This window comes from Mesorhizobium sp. YR577, from assembly GCF_900116595.1.
Taxonomy (GTDB): domain Bacteria; phylum Pseudomonadota; class Alphaproteobacteria; order Rhizobiales; family Rhizobiaceae; genus Mesorhizobium_M.
The window spans coordinates 270,443-296,268 of record NZ_FPBI01000002.1; the positions used below are offsets into that span (position 1 = coordinate 270,443).

The window sequence follows — 25,826 nt, forward strand, 5'->3', positions numbered from 1 at the left end:
AACCGACGGTTGACCCCCGCCCAAGAAGCTCGTGCCTTTTCCAAGCAGCCTCAAACCTGATAAACAGCGAAATCGAAGGCGTCCTGACCTTGCCATGGCCAAGGAAATTGTCGACCGCTATTGTAGCTGAATGACGCTGAAGAATTGCGGCGATTGCAAAGTATCGCATCGCTGCTGACAATGATTGAACAAAGGGAATAGTGAGATGGATAACGCGAAGACGACCGTCGACGTGAAAAAAGAAACCGCCGCGCTTCTTGAAAAGCTCGGTGTTGCGCGCGCGGCCTGGAGCGACGGCGACATGCCCTCCTATTCCCCCGTCAGCGGTGAAGAAATCGCAAAACTCATCTCCATCACACCGGGCAAGGCGACTGCAGTCATCGATGCCGCTCATGAAGCCTTCAAGGAATGGCGTGTGGTACCGGCGCCTCGTCGTGGCGAACTGGTCCGCCTGCTGGGCGAGGAACTGCGCGCGCACAAGACCAATCTCGGGCGGCTGGTATCGATCGAGGCCGGCAAGATAACGTCCGAGGGTTTGGGCGAGGTTCAGGAAATGATCGACATTTGTGATTTCGCCGTCGGTCTATCGCGTCAGCTCTATGGTCTCACCATTGCAACCGAGCGTCCTGGCCACCGGATGATGGAAACCTGGCATCCGCTCGGTGTTGTGGGTATTATATCGGCCTTCAACTTCCCCGTTGCTGTCTGGTCCTGGAATGCGGCTCTCGCCCTCGTCTGCGGCAACTCCGTTGTCTGGAAGCCTTCCGAAAAAACGCCACTCACCGCTCTTGCCTGCCAGGCAATCCTTGAGCGTGCTATCGCCCGCTTCGGTGAGGCCCCGGATAATCTCAGTCAGGTTCTCATAGGCGACCGCGCAATTGGCGAGGTGCTGGTAGATCACCCGAAGGTACCGCTCGTCTCGGCAACCGGATCGACACGCATGGGCAAAGATGTCGGCCCGCGGCTGGCCAAGCGTTTCGCCCGCGCAATCCTGGAACTCGGCGGCAACAATGCCGGCATCGTCTGCCCTTCGGCCGATCTCGACATGGCACTGCGCGCGATTGCCTTTGGCGCGATGGGTACGGCCGGTCAGCGCTGTACGACGCTGCGCCGCCTGTTTGTCCATGAAAGCGTCTACGATCAACTCGTCTCCCGCCTCAAGAAGGCGTATCAGAGCGTTTCTGTCGGCAACCCCCTTGAGACCACCGCTCTTGTCGGCCCGCTGATCGACAAGGCGGCTTTCGACGGCATGGAAAAGGCGCTCGCCGCCGCCAAGAAGAAAGGTGGCGTCGTCACGGGCGGCGAGCGCATCACCGACGCTGGCAAGGAAAGTGCCTACTACGTGAAGCCTGCTCTGGTCGAGATGCCTGAACAGACAGGCCCGGTTCTTGAGGAGACCTTCGCTCCGATCCTTTATGTCATGAAGTACAGCGATTTCTCGGCGGCCCTCAAAGATCACAACGCGGTAGGCGCAGGACTTTCATCCTCTATCTTCACGCTCGATATGCAGGAGTCCGAACTCTTCCTGTCAGCAGAAGGCTCTGATTGTGGCATTGCCAACGTCAATATCGGCACTTCGGGTGCGGAGATTGGTGGCGCTTTCGGCGGCGAGAAAGAAACAGGCGGCGGCCGTGAATCCGGCTCGGATGCATGGCGCGCTTATATGCGACGCGCAACCAACACCATCAATTACTCCAAGGCGCTTCCCCTCGCACAGGGCGTTTCATTCGACATCGAGTAAGCGACGCGGCAACAATCGACGAAGGTGTCTGTAGCAACTGTCGCTCAATCAAAGCCAAAATTGATGTTCGACTGATAGGGCTGCAGCTGCATTGTTGAGCCACCTTAGTCAACGGCGATTGCGATTCAGGATGAAGGGAACCGCTGAATATTCTTCATCGAAACGTGCCCAGCTGATGGAAACGCTGTTTACTTAAACTTCAGAGGCTTATGTTATCCGATTGACTCAAATGCGCATCTTCTTAAAGTCGAGCATTAGAACGGGCACTAAAGTATCAAGGAGAAAATAAAATGCCGGACGTCAAGGAAGCAGTTGTCAAAGAGGCTGGAGAAGCCGCCTCTGTTGGGCAGGAGAAGCCAAAGACTGCGGAAAAATCTCCGAAGGCCGCCAAGCCGAAGACGCGCGCACCGAAGATCGTGCGGGCAAAGGCTGCGAAGCCAGCCAAGGCGTCAGCTTCTGCAGCGGCGACAGTCGCCGCACCGGTAATCTCTGGATCGACCCGAAAGAGATACTCCGAAAAGGAACGAGGCCAAAAGCTTGGCGAGATTCAGAATTTCATCAAGGCAGGCGAAAGCGTACGAGGCGCCACGAAGAAAGCCGGCATCTCCGAGCAGACTTACTATCAGTGGAAGAAACCGGCAGCGAAGGAATCGCAGTCGGGCGAACTTAAGGATCTCGTGAAGCTCGAGACCGAGAATGCACGACTGAAGAAGCTTCTGGCAGAAAGGCTTCGAAAGGAAAACGCAGACCTCAAGAAAAAGCTTGGCATCTCCTGATCCCAAGTCGCGACTTGGTCTAGGTCACAAGTCGTAGCCTTTTCATGCCAGGGCCGAGCATCGCGCGGCCCTGGCATTTCACATGAGCAATACGACATCGCAGGCCGCATCTATCCAGCCACCTCTGATGAAAGGTGGCTCTAGATGAGGTTGGCCTTGGCCAGATCCCGCATGAGATGGCTTGCGCCATAGGTCCAAGGCGCGCACTCAGTCGAAAGCCTGACGCGATTTGTCAGTGTGCCGATCTCGTCGGTCGAGATCGTCACGATGTCCCCTGCACGATGGGTGAAACCCTTGCCCTTCTCACCACGATCCTTTGACGGCACGAACATGGTGCCGAGATACAATGCCATGCCATCGGGGTATTGGTGATGCGGGCCCATCGCGGCAGCGACCAATTCCTCCGGTGAACGGCTGATCTCGGCCATGGAACTAGAACCTTCCAATGAGAAGCCATCCTCGCCTTCGACCGTAAGGTTCACCTTCGCGCGCTTCACGGCAGCGAGTGTAAAATCCTCCTCGAACAGCCTTATGAATGGCCCGAGTGCAGCCGAAGCATTGTTGTCCTTAGCCTTGCCGAGCAGCAGCGCCGAACGGCCCTCGACATCGCGCAAATTGACATCGTTGCCGAGTGTCGCGCCAACGATGTGGCCCTTGCTTGAGGCTATAACTGCTATCTCCGGCTCCGGATTGTTCCAGGTCGATATCGGGTGGAGGCCGACATCCGCACCGAAGCCGACCGAGGCCATGGGCTGGCATTTGCTGAAGATCTCGGCGTCCGGTCCGATGCCGACTTCCAGATATTGCGACCATACCCCGCGCTCTATCAGTTTCTGCTTGCAGGCCATCGCCTCGGGTGACCCCGGCTTCAGCTTCGAAAGATCATCGCCGATCAGCGATGCGATGTCCGCACGAATGGCGTCGGCCTTTTCCGGTGCGCCGCGCGCCTGTTCCTCGATGACGCGTTCCAGCAGACTGACGACGAAGGTGACCCCCGAGGCCTTCACAGCCTGAAGGTCGACCGGAGATAGCAGGAAGGGCTTGCGGGGGTCGCGTGTCGCTTCAAAGCTGTTTGCGGCGATCTGATCAAGACTGCCGATCGCCCTGCCCTCTGCCGAACGGACATAGGCAGCCGGGTTGTCCATCTCGCAAATGTCGCGCGACGTCGGCGTTGTGCTTGCGGTTATGTTCACGACACTTCCATCGCGCACTGTGACCATCAGCGGATATGCGATGCCCGGCACGCTTGCACGGCCAAGAAAAACGCCCTTGCCTGGCAGGTGCATAGAATTCGTCATTGTTTTTCCATCCCTTTGCGGCGTCGCGCGGAAGGAACTGTTTGAGCGATCTCGTGCACCGGCGCAAGCGGGTTTTCCAGCCTGATCAGCCGGCTGACAAAACGTCAACGAATTCAACCAGTCATGTAGCTGAGAATGTTTAGTAATTATCACGCAGCCACCGCAAGACAATGATCGCCGAGACTTCGATGACAGACCTGAACACCTATTGCAGGCGGCTTTCCATGTTGCAACGCAGCAACGATTCTGTTTGCATTGTTTAGTAATATCTGTATCACTAAACAAATTACTAAACATGTGATCTGCCCGAAGAGCAGCCGATGTTTGGGCCCCGGAGGAGGGGTTTGAGGGTTCTTGGGAGCGCCATCCGGGCGCGTCCCGCATATGGGAGGAAGGCATGAAACCGTTATCGAAGATGACGCTTGGACTGGCCTCGGCGCTGTTCGCCTCGACCGCCATTTCCAACGTCGCGCAGGCAGAAGATCTGACGCTTTGCTGGGCCGCCTGGGACCCGGCCAATGCGCTTGTGGAACTGTCCAAGGACTTTACCAAGGAAAGCGGCATCGGCATGAAATTCGAGTTCGTGCCATGGACGAACTATGCCGACCGCTTTCTGAATGAGTTGAATTCGAAAGGCAAACTTTGCGACCTGATCATCGGCGATAGCCAATGGATCGGCGGCGCCGCTGAAAACGGCCACTACGTCAAGCTGAACGACTTCTTCGACAAGGAGAAGATCAGCATGGACGACTTCGTGCCGGCAACAGTCGTCGGCTATTCGGAATGGCCGAAGAACTCACCGAACTATTGGGCGCTGCCGGCAATGGGCGACGTCGTCGGCTGGACCTACCGTAAGGACTGGTTCGAGAAGCCGGAACTGCAGAAGGAATTCAAGGAGAAATATGGCTGGGATCTGGCGCCGCCGACCACCTTCGACCAGTTGAAGCAGATTGCCGAGTTCTTCCAGAAGCGTGAGATCGACGGAAAGACGGTCTATGGTGCCTCGATCTACACCGAGCGTGGTTCCGAAGGCGTCACGATGGGCGTGATGGACGTGCTCTACAGCTTCGGCTTCAAATACGAGAACCCGGACAAGCCCTACGAGATGGAAGGCTTCGTCAATTCCGAAGGCGTAGTGAAGGGGCTCGAATTCTATAAGGCGCTTTACGACTGCTGCACCCCGCCCGGTTCGTCCAACAGCTACATGGGCGAGGGCGTCGACGCCTTCAAATCCGGTCAGGTTGCGATGCATATGAACTTCGCCTTCACCTGGCCCGGCCTCTACAAGGACGAAGCCGTCGGCGGTGACAAGATCGGCTTCTTCGTCAACCCCAAGGAGACGGCGCAGTTCGCCCAGCTTGGCGGGCAAGGCATCTCGGTCGTTTCCTATTCGGAGCACCAGGACGCGGCCCTCAAATACATCAAATGGTTCGCCAACAAGGACGTTCAGGCAAAATGGTGGTCGCTGGGCGGCTATTCATGCCTCAAGGCGGTCGTTGAAGACCCGGGCTTCCCGGCCAGCCAGCCCTACGCGCAGACGTTCCTCGACTCCATGGCCATCGTGAAGGATTTCTGGGCCGAGCCAAGCTACGCGTCCCTGCTTCAGGCATCCCAGAAGCGTTTCCACGATTACGTCGTCGCCGGCAACGGTACCGCCAAGGATGCCCTCGACGGCCTCGTCAAAGACTGGACCGAAGTGTTCCAGGACGACGGTAAGATGTGATCCCTCCCGGGACTTGGTCGTGATTTGACGGCCGCTACAACCGTCCCGTGCCATGCTTGGCACGGGACATGGTTCAGGTAAAATCCATCACAGAGTCGACCAAGTGACCGAAACCGGACTCACCATGATCAACCGGACCGTCGACAGCGCCGCCAAGGCGACGCCTGAGCCGTTGGCCCGCAAGGTGCGCGGCATCAGCGACAAGGGCCTCGCCTGGCTGTTCATTTCGCCGACGATACTGCTGTTGCTCGCCATCAATATCTTCCCGCTGATCTGGGCGATCCAGCTCTCATTTACCAACTACCGCGCCAATCGCCCCAACGAACTTGTCAAGAATGTCGGCCTTTCCAACTATCAGCGTATCCTCAACGACCCTGACATCTGGATCGCCATGCAGACGACCGCGCATTTCGTCTTCTGGACCATCGTGCTGCAGACCTTGATCGGCTTTTCGCTCGCCTATCTCATCGACCGCAAGTTTCGCGGCCATGCCTTCTGGACGACGATCATCCTGGTTCCGATGATGCTGTCGCCGGCAGTGGTCGGCAATTTCTGGCGCTTTCTCTATCAGCCGCAGATCGGGCTGTTTGCCTATGCTGTCTCGTTCGTCACCGGCATCCCGCCGACGCAGATCGAAATGCTTTCCAACGTTTCGCTGGCGCCATGGTCGATCATCATCGTCGATACCTGGATGTGGACGCCCTACGTGATGCTGATCTGCCTGGCCGGACTGCGCTCCATTCCCGAATATATCTATGAGGCCGCCGAGGTCGACCGTGCCTCGAACTGGCGCCAGTTCTGGTCGATCACACTGCCGATGGCCCTGCCCTTCATCATGCTGGCAGTGCTGTTTCGCGGCATCGAAAATTTCAAGATGTTCGACATGGTCAATCTGCTCACTGGCGGCGGGCCGGGCTCGACCACCGAAGTCGCCTCAATCACGCTGAAGCGACAGGCCTTCGAAAGCTGGCGGACGGGCTATTCCTCAGCCTTCTCCATCATCCTTTTCGTCGCGGTGTTCGGGCTGGCTAACATCTACGTCAAGGCGCTCAACAAGGTGAAGCAGCGATGAGCCTTACCACCGCCCATTCAGTCGTCGCGCCTACCACCACGTCGAAACGCGTCGCCGGTACGATCGTCATCGTCTATGCGCTAATCTCAATGGTGCCGCTTCTGTGGATATTTGCCACCAGCTTCAAGACGCCGCCGGATTCCATCGCATATCCGCCGAAAATCCTCTTCCAGCCAAGCGTTGAGGGTTATTGCAACCTCTTCACGACGCGGACACGGCAGACGCCAGACTACATTAACTCCCTGGGACCGGCGACGACCTTCTGCGACGAAACCACCCGCAAGCGCAACATGGTCATCGCCGGTCCGTCCAACTTCCTGCCGCGCTTTGTCAATTCGCTGGTTATCGCCTTCGGCTCCACTTTCTGCGCGGTGTTTTTAGGTACGCTCGCAGCCTACGGCTTTTCGCGCTTCAAGGTGCCGCTGGCCGACGACCTGCTGTTCTTCATCCTGTCGACTCGAATGATGCCCCCGATCGCCGTCGCTATCCCCATCTACCTGATGTACCGCGAGCTTGGCCTCTCCGACACTGCACTCGGCATGATCCTCCTCTACACAGCGGTCAACGTATCACTCGCCGTCTGGCTGCTGAAGGGCTTCATCGACGAAATCCCGCGCGAATACGAGGAGGCGGCGATGATCGACGGCTATACGCGGCTTCAGGCGTTCTGGAAAACCGTGTTGCCGCAAGCCACCACCGGCATTGCCGCCACTGCGATATTCTGCCTGATCTTCGCGTGGAACGAATATGCTTTCGCAGCACTGCTAACCTCTGGCACCGCACAGACTGCACCGCCCTTCATCCCAACCATCATCGGCGAAGGTGGACAGGACTGGCCGGCAGTCGCCGCCGGAACGACAATCTTCCTGGTTCCGATACTCGTCTTTACGATCCTGCTCAGAAAGCAGCTTCTGCGCGGTATCACATTCGGCGCGGTGCGCAAATGAGCACGGTCCAACGCAAATCTCGATGGCCCATATGGTTGCGGCGCGGCCTGTTGGAAAACATCGCTACGATCATCATCGGTCTCGGTTTCCTGATGCTGTTCCAGCCTTTCGCGCTGTCGCTCTACACCTTGTCCTTCATCACGATGCTCTTCGGAACCGTCATGTTCATCGTCGTCTCTAAGTTTCCGGAGTAGGGCCATGGCGGAAATCCGGGTTGAGAATCTGAGGAAGGAATTCGGCGCGTTCACCGCGGTCGAGGACTCGAATTTCGTGGTTGAGGATGGCGAGTTCTTTGTCATGCTCGGACCGTCCGGCTGCGGCAAGACGACGACGCTGCGCATGATCGCCGGCCTCGAATTGCCCACCAGCGGACAAATCCTGCTCGGTGGCGAGAACGTGACCATGCGGCGCGCCCGCGAACGCGACATAGCCTTCGTATTTCAGCTCTTCGCACTCTACCCGCATATGAATGTGCGCAAGAACATCGGCTTCCCCCTGCTTGCCCAGGGAATGCCTGCTTCCGAAATTTGGCAGCGCGTGGAGGAGACGGCAAAGCTGCTGCGCATAGACCATCTGCTCAACAAATCCGTATCCGGCCTTGCTGGCGGCGACCGCCAGCGTGTTGCGCTTGGCCGTGCTATCGTGCGCCGACCGAAATGCTTCCTCATGGACGAGCCGCTGGGAACGCTCGACACCGAGTTCCGCGACCTCATGGTCCATGAGCTGCGCGAACTTCACAACCGCATCCACGCAACCACCGTCTATGTCACCCATGACCAGATGGAGGCCATGTCGATGGCCGACAAGATCGCGGTCATGAACCATGGCGTCATCGAGCAGTTCGGCACGCCGCGCGAAATCTACGATCGCCCGGCAACCATGTTCGTTGCCGACTTCATAGGCTCGCCGCCGATGAACTTTCTGGGCTTTGGCGGCGGGCTTGCCAGAGGCGCCAAGGAAATCACCGTGCAGGGCGCAAAAGTTGCCGTGCCGGAGGTTCGCGAGGATATTGCGCCGAGCGATATGGCGCTGGGCATCAGGCCGGAGCATATCCGCTTCGACGACAAGTCCGGCCTGCGCGGCGCCATCTACGGCACGGAATATCTCGGCACAACGCAGATCGCGGCGGTGGAGACGGCGGACGGTATCATCAAGGCGCGAGTGCCGGCCGAGATCAGGCTCAATCCCGGCGACCATGTCGGTCTTTCGTTCAACAGCGCAAGGCTGTCGCTGTTCGACAAGAAGTCTGGACGCGCAGTCCGCACCTCGATCCATGACCTGGCCTCCGAGGGGAGAGTGCATCATGGCTGAGGTGCGCATCAACGGCGTAACCAAGTCGTTTGGCGAGCGGGCAGCCGTCAGCAATCTCGACCTGCACATTGCGGATGGCGAATTCGTCGTCCTGCTCGGCCCGACCGGTGCGGGCAAGACCACGACGCTTAGGCTGATCGCAGGACTGGAGAAACCGGAGGCCGGACGGATTCACATCGGCGGTCGCGACGCCACCGACCTGGAACCGGCAGCGCGCGACACCGCCTTCGTCTTCCAGCAATATTCGCTCTACCCGCATCTGTCGGTCTTCGACAATCTAGCCTTTCCGCTACGCTCACCGGCGCGGCGGTTTAGCGAGGAGGCCGTGCGCCGCCGCGTCGAGGATGTCGCAAAGATGGTGCGCATCGACCACAAGCTCTCCAACCGCGCAACAAAACTATCCGGCGGCGAGATGCAGCGTGTCGCCATCGGGCGGGCGCTAGTGCGCAAGCCGGCGATCTATCTGATGGACGAGCCGCTGTCGTCTCTCGACGCCAAACTGCGCGCCGATCTGCGTCTGGAACTGAAGCGCATCCAGGCCGAGCTCGGCGCAACGATGCTCTATGTTACGCACGATCAGATCGAGGCGATGACCATGGCCGACCGCATCGGCATCCTGACAGACGGCGTCCTGGTGCAGATCGGTACGCCGAAAACGATCTACACCGAACCGGCAAACCTGCATGTCGCAGCGCGGCTTGGTCAGCCTGCCATCAACCTTTTGCCTACCGGGCTTCTGCCGGACGCAGACGCGCCAACGGGAACGAAAACGATCGGCGCACGCACCGAGCATCTCACCATCGAGAAAGCGGTGAACGGGCATGCCGACGGCACTGTCGACTGGGTCGAGCATCTGGGCGACCAGAACCATCTGCACGTGACGGTCGGAGCCAAAAAGCTGGTGACGCTGACCGATCCCGACACGGATCTGGCGAAGGGCGACAAGATCATGATCCGCTATCGTGCGCCGCTTTTCTTCGACGCGGCAGGCAACAGGATCGCAAACCGATGAGCGCGGAGACGATGACGCAAATTGACCTGAAAGCGCTTATAACGGCTGTTGCCGACACGGTGGCAGCGCATGCGGAAGAACTCACGGTGCTCGATCAGGCGATCGGCGATGGCGATCATGGCCTCAACATGAAGCGCGGATTCGAGGCCGTGCGAGCGGATGCAGATCAAATCGCTGCAAAGCCATTGCCCGAGGCGCTGAAGGCAATCGGCACCAAACTGGTGATGACGGTGGGTGGTGCGTCCGGCCCGCTGTTCGGCACTCTGTTCATGGCACTCGGCAAGGAGCTTCCAGACGAGCCGGATCGCGCCGGATTCACAACTGCCTTTGGTAAGGCGATAGAAGCGGTCGCCGCACGCGGTAAATCTCAATTGGGCCAGAAGTCCATGCTCGACGTGCTCTATCCGGTTCAGGCAGCAATGGCTGCCGGCGCATCCGGCGTCGAGATCGCCATTGCGGCCGAGGCGGCTGCCGAAAAAACCGTTCCAATGAAAGCCAGTCGCGGCCGCGCCTCGTTCCTGGGAGACCGCTCGATCGGCCATATGGACCCCGGCGCGCGCTCGGTCGCGTTGCTGGTTCGCGCCGTCGTGGAGACCGTTGGAGAAGACGCATGAGCAATGTCGGGATCGTCATCGTTTCGCATTCGCCACTGGTAGCGGAAGGCACCGCCGACATGGTGCGCCAGATGGTCGGCAATGAGGTGCCTCTTGCATGGTGCGGCGGAAACGGCCATGGCGGTCTCGGCACCAATGTCGAAGCGATCATAGGCGCAATCGACACTGCCTGGTCCGAGGCAGGCGTGGCGATCCTCGTTGATCTCGGCGGCGCCGAAACCAACAGCGAGATGGCCGTTGAAATGATCGGCGAACCGCGCGCGGCCAAGATCGTTATCTGCAATGCACCGATCGTTGAGGGCGCGGTGATGGCGGCAACCGAGGCTTCGGGTGGCGCATCGCTCCGAGAAGTCGTGGCGACGGCGCATGAGCTGTCGCCGGCGTGAACGAACAGGAATTGAGAATGTCTGCAACTGCCGAGGCCACCGTTTTGATAACCCATGAGGTGGGGCTTCACGCCCGTCCCTCGGTCAAGTTTACCAAGCTTGCCAAGAGCTTTTCCGCGCAGGTGGAAATCGCGCTTGCCGCGAGCGGTCCGTGGTTCGACGCCAAGAGCATCGTCAAGGTCATGGCCGCGAAGGCGCCGAAAGGCACGATGCTGCATCTCAGGGCAACAGGAGACGAAGCGAAAGAAGCCCTGGGCGCTTTGGTGGATCTGGTGCGGCGGGATTTTGACGAAGGCGCGGACCATGCCCGCTCCGCTTAGATTAAAGGGCATATCCGCGTCGGCCGGTTACGCCGAAGGACCTCTCCACAGCCTGGAACAGGTCGGCTCAGGCTATTCTCCAAGCGGCTTGCCCAATCTGGAAAGAGCAGCGCTGGAGACCGCAGTTGGCTCCGCCGTCGAGCGGCTGGCTGCCCTGATCGAAACGAGTGAAGGCGATGCCATGGAGATTCTGGAATTCCAGATCGCCATGCTTGAAGACGATGCCCTGACAGGACCTGCCTATGCCACCATTGCGCAAGGCTTGGCTGCCGACGAAGCATGGAAGCAGGCATTGAACGCAGAGATTTCCGGTTACGAAAATTCCGATCAGGATTATTTTCGGGCGCGTGCCGCAGACATAAGCGACATTCGCGACCGGGTATTGCGAGTGCTTTCTGCTGAAAGCGGTTCCACCGCCCCCACCGGTGCGATCCTTTACGGCGACGATATCGCGCCTACACACTTTCTCGAAACCGATTGGAGCAAAGGCGGCGGCATCGCGCTCATGCGCGGCAGCACGGCCAGCCATGTCGCCATGCTTGCCCGCGCTCGCGGCATTCCCATGGTGGTGGGTCTAGGTTCCAGCGATGTCGCAATCGCCGGCCTTGCCCTCCTCGATGCCGAGCATGGCAGCATCGTGCTCGCACCTTCGAAGCTCGAGATCGAGGAATTTCGGAAATTCTCTTCATCCTTCGCCGTGCGGCAAGACAAGGCTCGATCCTATCTCGCCCAGCCGGCGGTCACGAAGCTCGGTACGCCGGTGCGCGTTCAGATCAACATCGCCGACCCATCCGATGTCGATGCTATCGATATAGCCAACTGCGACGGGGTCGGCCTGATGCGGACAGAGTTCCTGTTCGGCCGCGCCTCTGGCCTGCCGGATGAGGAAACCCAGTACCGGGCCTACGCCCATGTACTTGAATGGGCGGGGGAAAAGCCCGTGACAATCCGCACCGTCGATGCAGGCGGCGACAAGCCGGTTCCCGGCTTCACGGTCGAGGAGAGCAATCCGTTTCTTGGCCTGCGCGGCATTCGCCTGTCGCTGGCCCGCCCGGAAATTTTTCGTGTCCAGATCAGGGCGCTGCTGCGCGCCGGTGTTCACGGCAATCTCAAGGTCATGTTCCCGATGATCGCTGTGCCGGAAGAATATGAGCGCGCTTATGCGCTGTTCGCTGAAGAACGTGCAAAGCTGGAGGCGAGCGGCGTTCCGCACAAGCTGCCGCTGCTCGGCATCATGGTCGAAGTGCCATCCGTAGCGATTACGCCCGAAGGTTTTGCAAACGTTGCCTTCTTTTCGATCGGTTCCAACGACTTGACGCAATATGTAATGGCGGCCGCCCGTGACAATGGCGCGGTGGCCGCCCTCAATGCCGTCCGCCACCCGGCAGTGTTGCGATTGATTTCGCAAGTAGCGGCATACGGCGCGGCAAACGGCATTCCCGTCAGCCTCTGCGGCGACGCCGGTGGCGACCCGGCAACGATTCCTGCCCTGCTGGGCGCCGGCTTGCGCGACCTTTCTGTCGTTCCAGCACAACTCGCGATGGCCAAGGCAGCCATTACAGAAGTTTCGGTGTAGGTACCGACATATGGCCGATATGAAAAAACTGAATGATACCGGATCGGAAGAAGCGATCCGCGCCTACAAGACGATCCTGTCGAATGTCATCGATCAGCGGCCTTCCGGAATGCGCCAGCGCCTCGCCGACGCCCTCGGCAAGCACCGCAGCTTCGTAACGCAGATATCGAGCCCGGCCTATTCGACCCCGATCCCGTTAAAGCACCTGACGGCGATCGTTTCGGTCTGCCACTTCAGCCCCGCCGAGCGTGAACAGTTCCTGGAAGCCTATCGCAAGGCACATCCGGGCAAGATTTCACCGGCTGCGGGCATGAAGAAAACGCGGCATATCTCGCTGACGGTTCCCGATCTCGGCGACCACAAGCAGAACGCTGCGCTCGACCGCGCCATAAACGAATTCATCCAGCGCATCACCAGCATCACGGGCAAAGGCGGAACCTGACCTTTCTTGCTTGCCCGGCCAACTCGGGAGGACGGCCGTGAAGAAGTTTCTCAATTCGATAGACACCGTGCTGACCGAGAGCCTTGACGGCTTTGTCGCGGCCCATTCCGACATACTGGCGCTAGGTGACGAGCATAAATTCGTCCGCCGCAAGATCTTGAAACCCGGCAAGGTAGGGCTCATTTCCGGCGGCGGTTCGGGCCACGAACCACTGCATGGCGGGCTGGTCGGCCGTGGCATGCTGGATGCGGCCTGCCCCGGCCAGATCTTCACTTCGCCGACGCCCGACCAGATGATGGCTGCTGCCGCCGACGTCAACACCGGCGCTGGCTGTATCTTCATCGTCAAGAACTATGAAGGCGATATGATGAATTTCGACATGGCTGCGGAAATGTCGGAAGGCGTCGTGCAGGTTGTCACCAACGATGACGTGGCGGTCGAAAACTCGTCCTACACCACCGGGCGCCGCGGTGTCGCCGGAACGCTGGTTGTCGAAAAGATTGTCGGTGCGGCTGCCGAGCAGGGCATGGGCTTGAAGGACCTCAAGGCGCTGGGCGATCGCGTCAATGCTGCAACACGCTCCATGGGCGTGGCGCTGACCAGTTGCACCGTTCCGGCGGCTGGCAAACCGACCTTCGACATCGGCGACAACGAGATGGAGTTTGGTGTCGGCATCCATGGCGAGCCCGGCCGCCGCCGCGAACGGCTGAGAAGCGCTGACGAAATCGCCGAGGAGATATGTTCGACGATTGTCACTGATCTAGGCGACGCGGCAAGAGGCCCTGCCCTTCTCTTTCTCAACGGCTTCGGGGGCACACCGCTGATGGAACTCTATTTGATGTACAACAGCGCCCGAAAAATCTTCGAGAAGCGTGGCGTTTCGGTAGTGCGCTCGCTCGTCGGTTCTTATGTGACGTCGCTCGACATGGCCGGATGTTCGATAACGCTGAGCAGGCTCGATGACGAGTTGGTCGGGTATTGGGACGCGCCCGTTCATACAGCGGCACTTCGATGGGGGATGTGACTGGCAGCCAGAGCCGGTAAAGATTCCTAACATATGATGGAAATATATGCATTGGGCAAGATTGCCTATTTTATAATCAATGATTGCTGCAGTGCGCATAAAACCCGCAACCCCTCACGCGCCCGCATCATTCACCACCGGAAGCCAGACCGGCAAAGTCGGATAAGTAATTGAAAAGACTTCTCTCAAACGAAACCCAGACCATCTCTTCCTGACTGGCACGGTGGTTGCTTCTGTTATTGCGGTGCAACAACCAGTTGGGAGTGTCATATGAGGGGAAGTTTTTCAGTCATTGGTAAAATAGTTGCGGCGGGTGCAATTGCCGCGAGCCTGATCTCGTCCTTGCCAGCGCGCGCGCAGGAAGAAACCATCAAAGTCGGCGTTCTTCATTCACTGTCGGGCACGATGGCGATTTCGGAAACCACGCTTAAAGACACCATGCTCTTCCTCATAGACGAGCAGAACAAGAAGGGGGGCCTTCTTGGCAAGAAGCTCGAGGCAGTGGTCGTGGACCCGGCTTCCGACTGGCCGCTATTCGCTGAAAAGGCGCGCGAGCTGATCGAAAAGGACAAGGTGGCAGCGGTGTTCGGCTGCTGGACCTCCGTGTCGCGCAAATCCGTGCTGCCGGTGTTCGAGGAACTCAACAATTTGCTCTTCTATCCGGTCCAGTATGAGGGCGAGGAAAGCCAGCGCAACGTGTTCTACACCGGTGCTGCCCCGAACCAGCAGGCCATTCCCGCCGTCGACTACCTGATGAGCGAAGAAGGCGGCTCGGTGAAGCGCTGGGTGCTTGCTGGCACCGACTACGTGTATCCGCGCACGACCAACAAGATACTCGAAGCCTATCTCCAGGCAAAGGGCGTCGCGTCCGAGGACATCATGATCAACTACACGCCGTTCGGCCATTCCGACTGGCAGACGATCGTCTCCGACATCAAGAAATTCGGCTCGGCCGGCAAAAAGACCGCCGTCGTTTCCACCATCAACGGTGACGCCAATGTTCCCTTCTACAAGGAACTTGGCAACCAGGGCATCAAGGCCGAAGACATCCCGGTCGTCGCCTTCTCGGTCGGCGAAGAGGAACTTGCCGGCCTCGACACCGCGCCGCTCGTCGGCCACCTGACTGCGTGGAACTACTTCCAGTCCGTCGACACGCCCGAGAACGCCGACTTCATCGCCAAGTGGAAAGAATACACCAAGAACCCGAAGCGGGTGACCAACGATCCGATGGAAGCCCATGTCATCGGCTTCAACATGTGGGTCAAGGCAGTCGAAAAGGCCGGCACCACCGATCCCGACGCCGTGATCGATGCCATCGTCGGTGTATCCGTGCCGAACCTCTCCGGCGGTTTCTCCACGATGATGCCGAACCATCACATCACCAAGCCGGTACTGATCGGTGAAATCCAGGCCGACGGCCAGATGGAGACCGTGTGGCAGACCTCCGGCCTCGTGGTCGGCGACGAGTGGTCCGACTACCTGCCGGACTCCAAGGACCTGATCTCCGATTGGCGCAAGCCGATGTCGTGCGGCAACTTCAACGTTGCCACCGGCAAATGCGGCGGCAAGGGCACAAACTGACACTCTTGGGGGCGCGACCCACGGTCGCGCATACTCCGGGCGGGTTTTCTCTCCGCCCGCCCGGAGTTCGGTTCGAAGCAATTCCAGGAAAAGTGTATAGCGGTTTTCCGCCCGGAATTGCGCAAAACAGAAACTTAGAGAGGTCGACGATCTCTCTATTGGTTCCTCTGGATGACTGCTTACCGATGAGAATTCTGCGCGCTCTTGGCCTGACATTCCTGCTGACGCTGATGTTTGCGGTTGCATCTTCAGCCGATGACGCAGCACTTCGTCAGATCATCACCAAATTCGCCACCGCCAAGGGCTTCCCGGCCATTGAAGCCGTGGTGCGCGAACTGGGCACTACAGGCGACCCGGCGGTGGAAAAGGTGCTCAACGCACTTTCCGAAGGAAATCTCTATGTCCGCAAATCCGACAATGGCGTCTTCATCGGCAAGGAGAGTGGCGCAAGCGCCAGTCTTTTCGAGCCGCTGAGCGGCGAGCCTGCCGCTGAGGCGCAAAAGGCCGAAATCACCAAGATCAGGGTCAACAACGGCCTGCGTGGCACCATCCGCGATGTGTTGGGGACGCTGACCCTAGGCTCCGATGACCCAAAAGTGCGCCTGGCTGCCGCAACCACCATGTTCAAGAACCCCGATGCGGATGCAATTCCGGCATTGGACGCTGCAATCACCAAGGAAACCGCAGCAGCTGTGAAGGCGCGAATGCAGGATGCGCGCGCTTCCGCCGTGCTGGTTTCGGATTTGCCTGAGGCCGAAAAGCTTGCAGCCATAGAACTACTCGGCAAACGTGGCGACCGCGATACGCTGTCCCTGCTCACCGGCTTTCAGGCCAACGCCCAAGGTGCGCTGAAGGACGCCGCGGGTGCAGCGGTAGAACACATCAATTCCACGCTCGCTCTCTGGCAGGCGGGCCAGAATGTCTGGTACGGCGTATCGCTCGGCTCGGTGCTGCTGCTGGCGGCAATCGGCCTCGCCATCACCTTCGGCGTCATGGGCGTCATCAACATGGCCCATGGCGAGATGGTCATGCTCGGCGCCTACACGACCTTCGTCGTGCAGGAAGTCATCCGCAGCCACGCGCCCGGCCTGTTCGACTGGTCGCTGGCGATCGCGCTGCCGCTTGCCTTCCTCGTTGCCGGTGGCGTTGGTCTCGCGATCGAACGCGGCATTATCCGCTTTCTCTACGGCCGTCCATTGGAGACGCTGCTCGCCACCTGGGGCGTATCGCTGATCCTGCAACAGGCTGTGCGCACCATGTTCGGCCCGACAAATCGCGAAGTTGGCAATCCGTCCTGGATGTCCGGCGCGTTCGATCTCGGTCAGCTTGCGATCACTTGGAACCGGCTATGGATCCTCGTCTTCGCGCTCTGCGTCTTTGCCGTACTGCTCTATGTCATGAAGCGCACGTCCTGGGGACTGCAGATGCGCGCGGTGACGGCCAATAGGCGCATGGCCGCCTCGATGGGCATTCGCACGCCATGGGTCGATGCGCTCACCTTCGCGCTGGGCTCGGGCATTGCCGGTATTGCCGGAGTGGCGCTCAGCCAGATCGACAACGTCTCGCCCAACCTCGGCCAAGGCTACATCATCGACAGTTTCATGGTAGTAGTCTTCGGTGGTGTCGGCAATCTGTGGGGCACGCTGGTTGGCGCCATGTCGCTCGGCATCCTCAACAAATTCCTCGAACCCTATGCGGGGGCCGTGCTGGGCAAGATCCTTGTGCTCGTCCTTATCATCCTGTTTATCCAGAAGCGCCCGCGCGGCCTGTTCGCGCTCAAGGGCCGGGCGGTGGAAGCATGATGACCGGGCGCTTCTTCGCAGCCGGCGCGGACCGTCGCATCGTCATCACCATCGCGATCCTGCTCGTGGTGGCGGTCATCGTGCCGATCCTCAACATAGCAGTGCCATCTGCCAGCGCCTTCCATATTCCGTCCTACATCGTGGCGCTGGTCGGCAAATATCTCTGCTATGCGCTGCTGGCGCTGGCGCTCGATCTGGTCTGGGGCTATTGCGGCATTCTCTCGCTCGGCCATGGTGCATTCTTCGCGCTCGGCGGCTATGCGATGGGCATGTATCTGATGCGCCAGATCGGTGAGCGCGGCGTCTACGGCAATCCGCTGCTGCCCGACTTCATGGTCTTCCTGAACTGGAAGGAACTGCCCTGGTTCTGGCATGGCTTCGACCATTTCTGGTTCGCCGCGTTGATGGTGATGCTGGTTCCCGGCCTGCTCGCTTTCATCTTCGGGTGGTTCGCCTTCCGCTCGCGCGTCACCGGCGTCTATCTCTCGATCATCACCCAGGCGATGACCTATGCGCTGCTGCTCGCCTTCTTCCGCAATGACATGGGCTTCGGCGGCAACAACGGCCTGACCGATTTCAAGGATATTCTCGGCTTCAACGTCCAGGCCAACACGACGCGTTCGGCGCTGTTTGCTGCAAGCGCCATCGCCCTTGCGCTCGGCGTCTTCATCACATGGCGCATAATTGGCTCGAAATACGGCAAGCTGCTGATGGCGGTGCGCGATGCCGAAAGCCGCACGCGCTTTCTCGGCTGGAGAGCTGAGAATGTAAAACTCTTCGCCTTCACTGTTTCCGCCGTGATGGCTGGTGTCGCCGGTGCGCTTTATGTGCCTCAGGTCGGCATCATCAATCCCGGCGAATTCGACCCGGCGAACTCAATCGAAGTCGTCGTCTGGACGGCCGTCGGCGGCCGAGGCACACTTGTCGGTCCGATCATCGGCGCACTGTTGGTCAATGGCGGAAAAAGCTGGTTCACCGGCGCATTCCCTGAATTCTGGCTATTTGCGCTCGGCGGCCTGTTCGTTGCCGTCACGCTGTTCCTGCCGAAGGGCATCGTCGGCATGTGGGACCAGTGGCGCAACTCCCGCCGCGAGCGCCGCGCTGCCGCCACGCCGGAACAAGGCATTCCACCGATCGTCGAGGTCGCGATGCCGGTCAAGCCGAAACCGACCGCCAAATCCAGCCCGGCGCCGCTCGACGGCGCGGAACCACAACCGGCGGAGTAGCGGGCGATGTCGAAGAGCAACACCATCCTCTATCTCGACGGCGTCTCGGTCTCCTTCGACGGCTTCCGCGCCATCAACAATCTCTCGCTGGTGCTCGACAAAGGCGAGATGCGCGCCATCATCGGTCCCAACGGCGCCGGCAAGACGACCATGATGGACATCGTCACGGGCAAGACGCGACCCGACAGTGGCGAGGTTTTTTTCGATGGCGAGATCGATCTGACCCGCCATGATGAAGCCGAGATCGCCATGATGGGCATCGGCCGAAAGTTCCAGAAGCCGACCGTCTTCGAAAGCCATTCGGTCGAGGACAATCTGGTGCTTTCGCTAAAAGGGCCGCGCTCGATTTTCCCGGCATTGTTTCATCGACGCTCGCTTGAGGAGACAAGGCGTATCGATGAAATCCTCGCGACAATCAGGCTCGAGGCGAAGCGCCATGACCTTGCAGCCAATCTTTCGCACGGCCAGAAGCAATGGCTCGAGATCGGCATGCTGCTAGCGCAGGACCCCAAACTTCTACTGGTCGACGAGCCCGTCGCGGGCATGACCGACGCCGAAACCGAAGAGACCGCGCGCCTGCTCAAGGAAATCGCCAAGACCCGCTCCGTGGTGGTGGTCGAGCACGACATGCATTTCGTCCGTGAACTCGGCGTCAAGGTAACCTGCCTGCACGAAGGCTCCGTGCTGTCGGAAGGCTCGCTCGACTTCGTCAGCGCCGATGAGCGCGTGGTCGAAGTCTATTTGGGGAGATGATCATGTATTGGCGCGTTCCGTTTAGCCGTTTCGACCTGACATTCTGGCGACGTTGGAAGGTGAGGAAATAATGCTGACCGTCAAAGATGCCGTCCTTCACTATGGCGCGGCGGAAGCCTTGCGGGGCGTGTCGATGGCGGCGGGCGCGGGCAAGATCACCTGTGTGCTCGGCCGCAACGGCGTCGGCAAGACCAGCCTGATGCGCGCCATCGTCGGCCACCACAAATTGACCAGCGGCGCGATCGGGTTCGAGGGTGTGGCTCTCGATGGGCGTGCAGCTTACGATCGCGCCCGCGCCGGCATCGCCTTCGTGCCACAGGGACGCGAAATTTTCCCGCTGCTGACGGTTCAGGAAAATCTCGAATCCGGTTTTGCACCGCTCAAGCGCGCGGAATGGGAAATCCCCGGACATGTGTTCGAGTTGTTTCCGGTGCTGAAGCAGATGCTCGGGCGGCGCGGCGGCGACCTCTCCGGTGGCCAGCAGCAGCAGCTCGCCATCGGCCGCGCGCTCGTTATGCGGCCGAAACTGCTCGTGCTGGACGAGCCGACAGAAGGTATCCAGCCGTCCATCATCAAGGATATCGGCCGCGCCATTCGCTATCTGCGCGACCAGGCCGGCATTGCCATCCTTCTGGTCGAGCAGTATCTCGACTTCTGCCGGGAACTTGCCGATGAGGTCAACATCATGGACCGCGGGCGCATTGTTCACACCGGCCCGGCGCAGGACCTCGATAAACCCGAAGTGCGGAAGTATCTCACTGTGTAACTACGCTGTCTAACGTCGGCTCTTCCACTTCAGGAGCATGAAATAAGGCCCGCCGATAAAGGCTGCGAGAAGCCCGGCGGGAACCTGCCACGGGAAGATCAACATTCGTCCGGCCCAGTCCGCGGCAACAAGGATCAGCCCACCCAGAATCGCCGCAGCGAAAAGCTGAGGCACGGCCCGTCGGAAACCCAGAACGCGCGCAAGATGCGGCGCCATAAGTCCGACGAAGCTGAGTGGACCGATGACCAGGGTCGCAACCGCCGTAGGGATCGCGGTCAGGACAAGTAGGATCGCTCGGGTTCTGCCCAAACCTATTCCCAATGCCCGCACACTGGTTTCTCCCAGCGGCAGGATTTCCAACCAGCGTACGGTCAGCGGCGAAGCAGCCAGGACAAGTGCGGCAGCGATCGCGGCTGTTACCGCGTCCGCAGATGTCGCGCGGTAGGTCGAGCCGGATAGCCACGCAAGCAGGAAATCCATTCGCGGGTCGCCGCTGGCAAGAAACAATGCGGCAAAGGCCGAAGCCATGGTCGCCACGGTGACGCCCGCCAGAAGAAGACGTTCCGGTGACATCGCATTGCGGCTGCCGACCAGCACGACAAGGAGGAGTGCCAACAGCGCGCCGACGAAGGCCGCGCCTGTCGTCGCCGCACGATCGAAGCCGCTGCTGAACAGGAAAAGCATCAACACCCCAAACGAGGCGCCGCCCGAAATGCCGAGCACTTCGGGCGCTGCCATCGGATTGCCGGTCATGCGCTGCATAAGCGTGCCGGCAACCGCGAGCATGACGCCGGCCGACAGCGCCACCACGACGCGAGGAACGCGCAAGGCAAGCAGCTCAACAGTATCGGCCCATTGCCAACCGCCAGCACCTCGTCCAAGACCGATGGCTGCTATCACCGCGAAAATGAGAAGCATTGCACCAACTGCAATCACCGATGGGCCGGCCGGCTTTGCGGGCACTCTTGCAGTGTCCTCGCCGACGCTTGGTGACGATCTCATGCGCGGAAGCAACAATAGTAGCAATGGAGCCATGACAAGAACGGTTGCCGTACCGGCCGGCACTTCCATAGCGAAAGGAAGAATCTGCACCAGCCGATCTGTAAGCCACAGCAAGGCTGCGCCTATCAGCGGCGTCCAGATCATGCGTTGGGCAAGGGTGCGGGCACCAGTCGAACGTGCCAATGCGGGAGCTGCCAGTGCAACGAAACCGACGACACCGACTGCAGCAACGACCATCGTGCTGATACCGACGGCAACACCCATTCCTGCAAGCCGCGTCATTGCTGGCCTGGCACCTAGCGCCGCTGCGCCATCGTCGTTGAGATCGAGCAGGCGCAGGGGTCGCAGCAGGAAAGCGGAAGCAATTGCTGCAAGGACCAGCCAAGGCACCAATGAAGCAATCGCCGCATCGCCATTCTGGACGAGCGACCCGCTTTGCCAGATGAACAGCTCTTCAGTGTATTCGCGATTGAGCGCCATCAAAAGGGCGCTGGCGGAACCGCAGGTGAGGCTGACGACAAGGCCGGCGACAATGATCGAGACCGGCGAGAAGTTGCGCCCTCGGGCGAGAGCAAAAACAATCAGGGTCGCAACTGCACCGCCGGCGAGCGCCACGGCCTCCCGCCCGGATTCCAACAACCACGGCGCGTAGAGCGTCGCAGCGGCCAGAGCGAGACTTGCGCCGGCGTTCGTGCCTATCGTCGTCGGCTCGGCCAGCGGGTTCCTAAGAACGTGCTGCATGATCGTTCCGCCAAGGCCGAGTGCCGCACCGGCCAGCGCGCTCACAACCGCACGCGGCATGAAAGCATAACGATAGAGCAGTTGACGGGAATCGGTCACGTCGGTGGTGACAAGCGCCCGCCACCACATATCCGGCGGCAGTAGCTGTGATAGGTTATAAAGTGTCAGTACCAATGCGGTAGATGCAGGAACCGCAACCAGCAGAAAAAGGTTTCGATGACCATGGCGCGAACTGGTCAAGGCCCTGGCTGGAGACTGCATTACGTGCTCGCCAGAAACTCGGCGAAACGCGCAGCCGCTGCAAGGCCGCCAAAAGGCCACACCGGCGGGATGGTCGTCACTCTGCCATTGCGCACACAAGGCAGATTGGCCCAGAGCGAACTCTGGTCGATCCGGATCTTGATATGCGGCGGGATCGGGTCAAGGGAGATCAGCCGCGCATCGCCGATGGCCACAAGTTCTTCGATGCCGACTGTCGAAAAACCCCAGCTGTTCGTCCTGCCTTGCCAGGCATTCTCTATGCCGAGCTGGTCAAGTACATCCTGAATCAGGCTGCCCGCGCCATACACGCGCACATGGCGATCGTCGAACATGCTGACGACGCAAAGCGGGCCTTGGGCCTGCCGTGCCAGTTTCGTCTTCGCCTCTTCAAGTACTGCATCAACACGCTCGACCAGACGTTGAGCTTCGGTCGCCAAACCAAGGGTATTGCCCAGCCTAAACGTTTCCTGTCGAGCATGAAGCAAAGGCGGCGTCGTGCCGGTGTAAAAGGGAACGGTGAAGGTCCACGCGAAACGCTTGAAGGTGCTTTCGTCCAGTCCGTAGCCATAAGCGCCGCAGATAAGGTCGGGCCGCAACTCCATCAGCAATTCGATGTTGGGCTCGCTGCGCGAGCCGAGGTCGATGGTGCCTGCCGGAAAGGCAGGACCGGCAACCCAGTCCTGATAGCCCTTGGTGTCGCAAATGGCGATGGGTGCGACACCAAGCGAAAGGACCATTTCTGCCGATGTCCATTCCAAGCAGATGACGCGAAGCGGGCGTGCCGCCGCTCGCGCACGCAGGGGCAATCCAGCCAGCGCCGCAGCCATGCCAACCACAACCGCGCGTCGGCCTGGCCAATCCGCGGCTGAGGCTCGGTTCGTGGCGACAGACATCACCAGCGATAGGTCATCGTGCCGGTCACCTTGCGGCCCTCGCCATAGAAGCAGCCAAAGCTTTCGGAGAAACAGGAGGCGACATATTTCTTGTCGAACAGGTTGCTTGCGTTCAGCTGGAGCCGGACCGAATTCCAGTCGTAACGCACCGCCGCATCGACAAGCGTGGCACCGGGAACCTTGAAGGTGTTGGCATCGTCGCCATAGCTGGAGCCGACATAGCGGACGCCCGCACCCAGACCCAAGCCTTCCAGCTTGCCGCTGGTGAAGGAATAGTTGGCCCATAGAGATGCGCTGTGGCTAGGCACACCGAAGGGCGTGTTGCCTTCGTCGCTGGTGCCATCTTCGTTGACGCTGGTCGGGCTGGTGATTTTGGTATCGAGATAGGTATAAGCCGCCCTTACGTCCCAACCCGCGTCAAGACTTGCTACCCCTTCGAGTTCGATGCCGCGTGAACGGATCTCGCCGGTCTGGAATACGTCGTCGGGCCGCCCTACGCCGCCATAACGCGCGACATTCTGGCGGGTGAGGTTGAAAGCCGAAATTGTCATGAAGGAATTCCAGCCGACCGGCTGATACTTCAGGCCGATCTCATATTGCTGACCGGTTTCCGGAACGAAAAGCTTGCCTTCGCTATCTTCACCGGCCAGCGGCTGGAAGGACTCAGAATAGCTGATGTAGGGTGCAAGGCCATTGTCGGCGACATATCCGAAGCCAGCTCGGCCGGTGAAGGCGTTATCTTTTTGCCGCGGAAGATAGTCGCTGGCCAGATTGTCATAGACTTTCGAATCCGCCCAGTCGTACCGGCCACCAAGCGTCAGGCGCCATTTGTCCAGCTTGATCTGGTCCTGAGCGTAGAGCCCGACCTGCGATTGGGTCGTATCGGTATCGGTGTACATCGACAACGGGCCGATCGGGTGACCGTAGACCGGATCGAAGATGTTGAAATCATCTCCCAACACCTCAGCTTCGGAGGCGTAATCGCGATAATTGTAACGCTTGTAGTCGAGACCGACGAGCAATGTGTGGCCAAGCTGTCCAGTATCAAAATCTGCCTGCGCCTGATTGTCGATGGTAAAGCCACTGAGCTTGGTGCCGCCGGCATCCGCGTAGCGATAATACGAGCCATCTTCGTCAAGCAGGCCACCGCCGAATACGCCTTCCTCGTAATGCTTCAGATAAACGTAGCGGGCGTTCTGACGAACCTGCCAGGTGTCGTTAATGCGGTGGTCGAAGATGTAGCCGATCGACGCCTGATCATTGTTGTAGGTATCGAAACCGGGCTCGCCGACGAACATGCTGTTCGGAAGCTTCTTCCCGTCCTTTCCCGGAAACACCGTGCCATATGCCGGAAGGTACTGCATCGCCCATCCCGAGCGGTCGCGCTGGTAGTTGGCGAGGACCGTCAGGCTGGTTTCGGCATCCGGCTGCCATGTCAAAGCCGGCGCAATGAAGATGCGATCGTCCTTGACAAAATCCGTCTGGGTGTCGCCGGTGTGCATGGCTCCAGTGACCCGGTAGAGCAGCGTCTTGTCCTCGTTCAAGGGACCGCTGAAATCAAACTTCCCCTCGAAGCGTTCGAAGCTGCCGGCGCCGATCTCGACCTCGTTGATCTTCTCCTCGGTCGGACGCTTGCTTACATAGTTGATGATACCGCCAGGGCCTGCCTGTCCATACAGAACCGATGCTGGACCGCGCATGATTTCGTAGCGCTCGGCACCGTAGGAATCGAGCGCTGTGAAGAGGGTGAAATTGCTTTCCTTGAGCTGCAAGCCATCGCGGTAGAAAACGCCGTTGGCGTTCGAGATGCCGCGCAGTTGCAAGCCCAGGCCGCGATTGTCAGTGCCGTAGAGGTCACCGCTGGCGCCCGGCGTGTAGCGCAGCGCGCTGTTGAGGCTGTCGACCGACAGCGCCTCCATCTGATCCTTGGTGATGACCGATATCGACTGCGGCGTCTCGAGTAGCGGCGTATCGGTCTTGGTCGCGGTCGCACCACGACTGGTGACATAGCCCTTGACCGGACCCCAGGCGGTTTCAATGCGACTCTCGATCGTGACCGTGTCGAGTTTGATCGCCCCGTCCTCGACGGCACCGGTCTGGATCATATCCTGACCCACCAGCGTCGCAGTGTTCGGTCCTGTCAGGCGAAGCGATATGCCGGTGCCTGCCAGCAGCGATTGCAGCGCCTGGGCCGGCGGCATCGTCCCTGCTACCGCCTTCGACTTTACGCCGTCGGCGATGCGCGAGGAGTAGCCCACCTGCCAGCCCGTCGTGCGAATGAAGGCAGCAATCGCATCCGGCAGCGGCTGCGCGGGGATTGAGATGCTTACCGCCCCACTTTGAGAGGCCGTGCCTTGCGCGAAAGCGGCCGGAGCGTAAACGCCGCACCCCAACACGGTCGATGCAAGCAGAATGACAAGAGTTCCGCCAAATATACCCGTTCTACCCGCACCGCGCCCACACCCAGTCCGCATATCGTTACGCCCCTTGAACACCCCCAGCCAAAGGCGTCCGCAACATGCGAACGCCGGCACCTATGGAGTGAGACGAACGAACGCG

The 25,826-nt window shown here is 59.7% G+C and carries 23 protein-coding genes; 19 read left to right on the forward strand and 4 right to left on the reverse strand.

The window, feature by feature from the left end; translation table 11 throughout:
- The first annotated feature begins 205 nt into the window (after positions 1 to 205).
- Positions 206 to 1,741, forward strand: coding sequence for an L-piperidine-6-carboxylate dehydrogenase (locus BM413_RS04185; protein WP_091910744.1), 1,536 nt, complete (start codon positions 206 to 208; stop codon positions 1,739 to 1,741).
- Between the two features lie 290 nt (positions 1,742 to 2,031).
- On the forward strand, positions 2,032 to 2,517 hold the full coding sequence (locus BM413_RS04190; protein ID WP_091910745.1) for a transposase: 486 nt from the start codon (positions 2,032 to 2,034) through the stop codon (positions 2,515 to 2,517).
- A 140-nt stretch (positions 2,518 to 2,657) separates the two neighbouring features.
- On the opposite strand, the gene BM413_RS04195 is transcribed toward BM413_RS04190, so the two are convergent.
- On the reverse strand, positions 2,658 to 3,815 hold the full coding sequence (locus BM413_RS04195; RefSeq protein WP_091910747.1) for a fumarylacetoacetate hydrolase family protein: 1,158 nt from the start codon (positions 3,813 to 3,815) through the stop codon (positions 2,658 to 2,660).
- A gap of 397 nt (positions 3,816 to 4,212) precedes the next feature.
- On the opposite strand from BM413_RS04195, the gene BM413_RS04200 reads away from it, so the two are divergent.
- The 17 genes from BM413_RS04200 to urtE all read left to right on the forward strand — a co-directional run bounded on the left by BM413_RS04200 (position 4,213) and on the right by urtE (position 20,370).
- On the forward strand, positions 4,213 to 5,538 hold the full coding sequence (locus BM413_RS04200) for an ABC transporter substrate-binding protein (protein ID WP_091910749.1): 1,326 nt from the start codon (positions 4,213 to 4,215) through the stop codon (positions 5,536 to 5,538).
- Between the two features lie 124 nt (positions 5,539 to 5,662).
- Positions 5,663 to 6,610, forward strand: a complete 948-nt coding sequence (locus BM413_RS04205; RefSeq protein WP_091910752.1) for a carbohydrate ABC transporter permease — start codon at positions 5,663 to 5,665, stop codon at positions 6,608 to 6,610.
- Positions 6,607 to 7,557: a carbohydrate ABC transporter permease gene (locus BM413_RS04210; RefSeq protein WP_091910754.1), complete on the forward strand. Its 951-nt coding sequence runs from the start codon at positions 6,607 to 6,609 to the stop codon at positions 7,555 to 7,557. Before BM413_RS04205 ends, BM413_RS04210 begins: the two co-directional genes overlap by 4 nt.
- Positions 7,554 to 7,751 (forward strand): hypothetical protein, encoded by a 198-nt coding sequence (locus tag BM413_RS04215; protein WP_091910756.1) that lies wholly within the window; start codon positions 7,554 to 7,556, stop codon positions 7,749 to 7,751. Before BM413_RS04210 ends, BM413_RS04215 begins: the two co-directional genes overlap by 4 nt.
- A 4-nt stretch (positions 7,752 to 7,755) precedes the next feature.
- On the forward strand, positions 7,756 to 8,868 hold the full coding sequence (locus tag BM413_RS04220; RefSeq protein WP_091910758.1) for an ABC transporter ATP-binding protein: 1,113 nt from the start codon (positions 7,756 to 7,758) through the stop codon (positions 8,866 to 8,868).
- Positions 8,861 to 9,880, forward strand: a complete 1,020-nt coding sequence (locus tag BM413_RS04225) for an ABC transporter ATP-binding protein (RefSeq protein WP_091910760.1) — start codon at positions 8,861 to 8,863, stop codon at positions 9,878 to 9,880. Before BM413_RS04220 ends, BM413_RS04225 begins: the two co-directional genes overlap by 8 nt.
- 11 nt (positions 9,881 to 9,891) lie before the next feature.
- Positions 9,892 to 10,494: a dihydroxyacetone kinase subunit DhaL gene (gene dhaL, locus BM413_RS04230; RefSeq protein WP_091911117.1), complete on the forward strand. Its 603-nt coding sequence runs from the start codon at positions 9,892 to 9,894 to the stop codon at positions 10,492 to 10,494.
- Positions 10,491 to 10,880: a dihydroxyacetone kinase phosphoryl donor subunit DhaM gene (gene dhaM, locus BM413_RS04235; RefSeq protein ID WP_091910762.1), complete on the forward strand. Its 390-nt coding sequence runs from the start codon at positions 10,491 to 10,493 to the stop codon at positions 10,878 to 10,880. The genes dhaL and dhaM overlap by 4 nt, the downstream gene beginning before the upstream one ends.
- A gap of 17 nt (positions 10,881 to 10,897) precedes the next feature.
- Complete coding sequence (locus BM413_RS04240; RefSeq protein ID WP_091910764.1) at positions 10,898 to 11,200, forward strand: HPr family phosphocarrier protein; 303 nt, start codon at positions 10,898 to 10,900, stop codon at positions 11,198 to 11,200.
- Positions 11,184 to 12,776, forward strand: coding sequence for a phosphoenolpyruvate--protein phosphotransferase (ptsP, locus tag BM413_RS04245; RefSeq protein WP_091910766.1), 1,593 nt, complete (start codon positions 11,184 to 11,186; stop codon positions 12,774 to 12,776). Before BM413_RS04240 ends, ptsP begins: the two co-directional genes overlap by 17 nt.
- Before the next feature lie 10 nt (positions 12,777 to 12,786).
- Positions 12,787 to 13,218, forward strand: a complete 432-nt coding sequence (locus tag BM413_RS04250) for a hypothetical protein (protein WP_175544235.1) — start codon at positions 12,787 to 12,789, stop codon at positions 13,216 to 13,218.
- A gap of 37 nt (positions 13,219 to 13,255) precedes the next feature.
- Positions 13,256 to 14,242: a dihydroxyacetone kinase subunit DhaK gene (gene dhaK / locus BM413_RS04255; protein ID WP_091910767.1), complete on the forward strand. Its 987-nt coding sequence runs from the start codon at positions 13,256 to 13,258 to the stop codon at positions 14,240 to 14,242.
- Between the two features lie 270 nt (positions 14,243 to 14,512).
- Positions 14,513 to 15,823 carry an urea ABC transporter substrate-binding protein gene (gene urtA / locus BM413_RS04260; RefSeq protein WP_091910769.1) on the forward strand — a complete coding sequence of 437 codons (1,311 nt, stop codon included), beginning with the start codon at positions 14,513 to 14,515 and terminating at the stop codon, positions 15,821 to 15,823.
- A gap of 185 nt (positions 15,824 to 16,008) precedes the next feature.
- Complete coding sequence (gene urtB / locus BM413_RS04265) at positions 16,009 to 17,625, forward strand: urea ABC transporter permease subunit UrtB (RefSeq protein ID WP_091910771.1); 1,617 nt, start codon at positions 16,009 to 16,011, stop codon at positions 17,623 to 17,625.
- Positions 17,622 to 18,851 carry an urea ABC transporter permease subunit UrtC gene (gene urtC / locus BM413_RS04270; protein WP_091910773.1) on the forward strand — a complete coding sequence of 410 codons (1,230 nt, stop codon included), beginning with the start codon at positions 17,622 to 17,624 and terminating at the stop codon, positions 18,849 to 18,851. The genes urtB and urtC overlap by 4 nt, the downstream gene beginning before the upstream one ends.
- Positions 18,852 to 18,857: 6 nt before the next feature.
- Positions 18,858 to 19,604: an urea ABC transporter ATP-binding protein UrtD gene (urtD, locus tag BM413_RS04275; protein ID WP_091910775.1), complete on the forward strand. Its 747-nt coding sequence runs from the start codon at positions 18,858 to 18,860 to the stop codon at positions 19,602 to 19,604.
- Between the two features lie 70 nt (positions 19,605 to 19,674).
- Positions 19,675 to 20,370, forward strand: a complete 696-nt coding sequence (gene urtE, locus BM413_RS04280) for an urea ABC transporter ATP-binding subunit UrtE (protein WP_091910776.1) — start codon at positions 19,675 to 19,677, stop codon at positions 20,368 to 20,370.
- Positions 20,371 to 20,379: 9 nt separating this feature from the next.
- On the opposite strand, the gene fhuB is transcribed toward urtE, so the two are convergent.
- The 3 genes from fhuB to BM413_RS04295 are packed head-to-tail and all read right to left on the reverse strand — an operon-like array spanning position 20,380 to position 25,741.
- Positions 20,380 to 22,374, reverse strand: coding sequence for a Fe(3+)-hydroxamate ABC transporter permease FhuB (fhuB, locus tag BM413_RS04285; protein WP_091910779.1), 1,995 nt, complete (start codon positions 22,372 to 22,374; stop codon positions 20,380 to 20,382).
- Positions 22,374 to 23,267: an ABC transporter substrate-binding protein gene (locus tag BM413_RS04290; protein ID WP_348272876.1), complete on the reverse strand. Its 894-nt coding sequence runs from the start codon at positions 23,265 to 23,267 to the stop codon at positions 22,374 to 22,376. Before BM413_RS04290 ends, fhuB begins: the two co-directional genes overlap by 1 nt.
- On the reverse strand, positions 23,267 to 25,741 hold the full coding sequence (locus BM413_RS04295; protein ID WP_244537752.1) for a TonB-dependent siderophore receptor: 2,475 nt from the start codon (positions 25,739 to 25,741) through the stop codon (positions 23,267 to 23,269). The genes BM413_RS04290 and BM413_RS04295 overlap by 1 nt, the downstream gene beginning before the upstream one ends.
- Positions 25,742 to 25,826 lie beyond the last annotated feature (85 nt).

Coding starts and splice junctions, on each gene's coding strand:
- BM413_RS04185 (WP_091910744.1), top strand. CDS start 206: ATGGATAACGCGAAGACGACCGTCGACGTGAAAAAAGAAACCGCCGCG.
- BM413_RS04190 (WP_091910745.1), top strand. CDS start 2,032: ATGCCGGACGTCAAGGAAGCAGTTGTCAAAGAGGCTGGAGAAGCCGCC.
- BM413_RS04195 (WP_091910747.1), bottom strand. CDS start 3,815: ATGACGAATTCTATGCACCTGCCAGGCAAGGGCGTTTTTCTTGGCCGT.
- BM413_RS04200 (WP_091910749.1), top strand. CDS start 4,213: ATGAAACCGTTATCGAAGATGACGCTTGGACTGGCCTCGGCGCTGTTC.
- BM413_RS04205 (WP_091910752.1), top strand. CDS start 5,663: ATGATCAACCGGACCGTCGACAGCGCCGCCAAGGCGACGCCTGAGCCG.
- BM413_RS04210 (WP_091910754.1), top strand. CDS start 6,607: ATGAGCCTTACCACCGCCCATTCAGTCGTCGCGCCTACCACCACGTCG.
- BM413_RS04215 (WP_091910756.1), top strand. CDS start 7,554: ATGAGCACGGTCCAACGCAAATCTCGATGGCCCATATGGTTGCGGCGC.
- BM413_RS04220 (WP_091910758.1), top strand. CDS start 7,756: ATGGCGGAAATCCGGGTTGAGAATCTGAGGAAGGAATTCGGCGCGTTC.
- BM413_RS04225 (WP_091910760.1), top strand. CDS start 8,861: ATGGCTGAGGTGCGCATCAACGGCGTAACCAAGTCGTTTGGCGAGCGG.
- dhaL (WP_091911117.1), top strand. CDS start 9,892: ATGACGCAAATTGACCTGAAAGCGCTTATAACGGCTGTTGCCGACACG.
- dhaM (WP_091910762.1), top strand. CDS start 10,491: ATGAGCAATGTCGGGATCGTCATCGTTTCGCATTCGCCACTGGTAGCG.
- BM413_RS04240 (WP_091910764.1), top strand. CDS start 10,898: ATGTCTGCAACTGCCGAGGCCACCGTTTTGATAACCCATGAGGTGGGG.
- ptsP (WP_091910766.1), top strand. CDS start 11,184: ATGCCCGCTCCGCTTAGATTAAAGGGCATATCCGCGTCGGCCGGTTAC.
- BM413_RS04250 (WP_175544235.1), top strand. CDS start 12,787: ATGGCCGATATGAAAAAACTGAATGATACCGGATCGGAAGAAGCGATC.
- urtA (WP_091910769.1), top strand. CDS start 14,513: ATGAGGGGAAGTTTTTCAGTCATTGGTAAAATAGTTGCGGCGGGTGCA.
- urtB (WP_091910771.1), top strand. CDS start 16,009: ATGAGAATTCTGCGCGCTCTTGGCCTGACATTCCTGCTGACGCTGATG.
- urtC (WP_091910773.1), top strand. CDS start 17,622: ATGATGACCGGGCGCTTCTTCGCAGCCGGCGCGGACCGTCGCATCGTC.
- urtD (WP_091910775.1), top strand. CDS start 18,858: ATGTCGAAGAGCAACACCATCCTCTATCTCGACGGCGTCTCGGTCTCC.
- urtE (WP_091910776.1), top strand. CDS start 19,675: ATGCTGACCGTCAAAGATGCCGTCCTTCACTATGGCGCGGCGGAAGCC.
- fhuB (WP_091910779.1), bottom strand. CDS start 22,374: ATGCAGTCTCCAGCCAGGGCCTTGACCAGTTCGCGCCATGGTCATCGA.
- BM413_RS04290 (WP_348272876.1), bottom strand. CDS start 23,267: ATGTCTGTCGCCACGAACCGAGCCTCAGCCGCGGATTGGCCAGGCCGA.
- BM413_RS04295 (WP_244537752.1), bottom strand. CDS start 25,741: ATGCGGACTGGGTGTGGGCGCGGTGCGGGTAGAACGGGTATATTTGGC.